At 73.0% G+C, this 2972-nt stretch carries 2 protein-coding genes; one reads left to right on the top strand and one right to left on the bottom strand.

All coding sequences use genetic code 11. The features are described from left to right. Positions 1 to 81 precede the first annotated feature (81 nt). Entirely contained in the window at positions 82 to 2193 is a 2112-nt protein-coding gene (locus B7767_RS20395; RefSeq protein WP_085573455.1) for an MMPL family transporter, read from the bottom strand. Between the two features lie 75 nt (positions 2194 to 2268). On the opposite strand from B7767_RS20395, the gene B7767_RS20400 reads away from it, so the two are divergent. Beyond that, positions 2269 to 2766 carry a MarR family winged helix-turn-helix transcriptional regulator gene (locus B7767_RS20400; protein ID WP_085573456.1) on the top strand — a complete coding sequence of 166 codons (498 nt, stop codon included), beginning with the start codon at positions 2269 to 2271 and terminating at the stop codon, positions 2764 to 2766. Positions 2767 to 2972 lie beyond the last annotated feature (206 nt).

Consider the following 2972-nt stretch of genomic DNA (forward strand, 5'->3'; position numbering starts at 1 on the left):
GGCCACGGCGGAAGGGGGGCCGAGCCGGGCGGACGCCGCCGTCGGCCCGGGCCGTGCGCCGTCCCGGTCACCGGCGCGGTCCTACACCGACGGCTTCGGCTCCTCGGCGGGCGCGGTGTTCTCGCGTGCCAGGGCGCTGGGCCACCATGCGCGGGGGCCGATGTCGATCACGAGCGCGGGCACCAGCAGCGAGCGGACCACGAGCGTGTCGAGCAGTACGCCGAAGGCCACGATGAAGGCGATCTGCACGAGGAACGCCAGCGGGATGACCGTCAGGGCCGCGAACGTGGCGGCCAGCACCACGCCCGCCGAGGTGATCACGCCGCCGGTCGTGGTCAGTCCGCGCAGCACACCCTGCCGCGAGCCGTGCGCGAGCGCCTCCTCGCGCACCCGGGACATCAGGAAGATGTTGTAGTCGACGCCGAGGGCCACCAGGAACACGAACCCGTAGAGCGGGACGGACGCGTCCGTCCCGCTGAAGCCGAGGACGTGCTCGAAGACGAGGGAGGAGACCCCCAGCGTCGCCAGGAAGTTGAGCGCGACGGTCGCCACCAGCAGCACCGGTACGAGCAGCGAGCGCAGCAGCAGGACGAGGATCAGCAGGATGATGCCGAGCACGACGGGGACGATCACCGTGCGGTCGTGCGCGGCGGTCTGCTGGGTGTCGTACTGCTGTGCCGTGTATCCGCCGACCAGGGCGTCGGCCCCGGGGACGGCGTGCACGTTGTCGCGCAGCCGCGCGATGGTCTCCTTGGCCGCGTCGCTGTCCGCCGTCGCCTCCAGCGTGGCGTCGATGCGGACCCGTCCGTCCACGACCTGAGGCTCACCGGCACCGGGCTGCCCCGAGGCGGAGACCGCGCCCGCCGACGCCACGCCCGCGGTGTCCTTCGCGGCGGCCGTCACCGCTTCGGCGCGGTCGGCGCCGGCGATGATCACGGCCGGGTTGCCCGAGCCGCCGGGGAAGTGCTCGCCGAGCGTCTCCTGGGCGGCGACGGAGGGAGCGTCGTTCACGAAGATCTCGTCGAGCGGCACGCCCTTCGCGGAGAGCGTGGGCGAGAAGGCCGCCAGGGCGGCGAGGACGAGCCCGGTCACGACCCAGGTGAGGCGCGGTCGCGCGTCCACCCGCGCGGCGACCCGGCGCCATACCGCGTGGCCTTCCGCGGACGCGTCCGACGCCTTCGGGCGGGACGGCCAGTAGGCGGTACGGCCGAGCAGGGCCAGCACGGCAGGCAGGAAGGTGAGCGTGGTGAGCACGGCGCACACGATGCCGATGGCGCCGACCGGTCCGAGGGCGCGGTTGTTCGTGAGGTCACTGGCGAGCAGGGCCAGCAGCCCGAGCGCCACGGTGGCGGCACTCGCGGTGATCGCGCCGAACGAGCGCCGCACCGCCGCCAGGGCGGCCGCGGCCCGGTCCCCGCGCACGGCGAGTTCCTCGCGGAAGCGCGCGGCCAGCAGCAGGGCGTAGTCGGTGGCGGCACCGATCACCAGGATGGACAGGATGCCCTGCACCTGTCCGTCGACGCGGACCACGTCCCGTTCCGCCAGCGCGTAGACCACGGCACAGGCCAGTCCCAGGGCGAAGACGGAGCCGAGGATGATCAGGAAGGGCAGCAGGACGCTGCGGTAGACGAGCAGGAGGATCACCAGCACGGCGGCGAGCGCCACGCCCAGCAGCAGTCCGTCGATGCCCGCGAACGCGTCCGACAGGTCGGCCTGGCTCGCGGCCGGGCCGGCGATCTGCGCCTCCGCACCCGGCACCTTCCGCGCCGCCGCACGCACCTCGTCGAGGACCGCGGGCAGTTCCTCACCCAGCTCGGGCTCGAGCTGGACGACGGCCTGGAGCGCCCGGCCGTCGTCGGAGGGCAGGGCCGGTGACGGCCGGCCGACGATCCCGGTGCTCCCGGCGAGCGCGCCGACGGAGTCGGTGGCGGCCGCCCGCTGCGCCTCGGTGACCCGGCCCCCGTCCGTCGTCCAGACCACGATGGCCGGCAGGGTCTCGGCCTGGTCGAACGCCTCACGCTCCTCGAGGACCTTGGTGGACTCGGCGCTCTGCGGCAGGAAGGAGGCCTGGTCGTTGGTGGCCACCTCGCCCAGCTTGCCCGCGTACGGCCCGAGCGTTCCGCCCACGCCCAGCCAGACCAGCAGGAGAACGAGGGGCACGGCCCACCGGGCCCAGCGCGGTGTGGTTCTCATGAACATCCTCAACAGTGGAAAGAAGTGTGTCGATGGTCGAGTATCTCAATCGTTGAGTGATCCTATACTGGAGTCATGAGTGGACCGGATACCCCTTCGACACCTCTTCAGGTGAACGACCCGACGGGGTTGCAGTCGTTCGCCGTGCTGTTGCGTCGGATGAACAACGAGTTCAACCGTGTCGCTCAGGAGTTCGCCCACGCGCACGGCCTGCACCTCACCGATGTGCAGGCCCTGATCGCGATCCTGGACGCCGATCCGGACGGAGCGGGCGAGCCCATGACACCCGGTCGGCTGCGCAGGCAGCTCAACCTCACGTCCGGCGCGGTCACCGCGTGCGTCGACCGGCTGGAGCGGGCGGGGCACATCCACCGGGTCAGGGCCGCCGACGACCGTCGCGTGGTCCACCTCCACTTCGCGGAGGCGGCCAGAGAGCTGGCCAGGGAGTACTTCCGGCCGCTCGCGCGGAGCACCGACACCGCGCGGGGCCGCTTCACGCCCGACGAGCTCACGGTGATCGTCCGGTTCCTCGGTGAGATGAACCGCGAGCTCGTCCTGCTGCGCCGCGACTGAACGGCCCCACCGGGCGGCTCGGCCGCCGGAACGGCGGCAGGGGTTCCGGCGGAGGGCGTGGGCGGTCCCGAGCCGGGTGGTGTCCCGGGGAGCGGGGCGGAGGGCCCGCCGGTGCGTGGCGGTGAGGCCGGCCCGGCGGCGGGGGACGCGTCGTACAGGACCGGGGGATGCCGGCGAAGCCGGTGAAGGGGGCGCCGTCGACGACC

It is taken from the genome of Streptomyces sp. 13-12-16, assembly GCF_002114215.1.
In the GTDB taxonomy this organism is placed as follows: domain Bacteria; phylum Actinomycetota; class Actinomycetes; order Streptomycetales; family Streptomycetaceae; genus Streptomyces.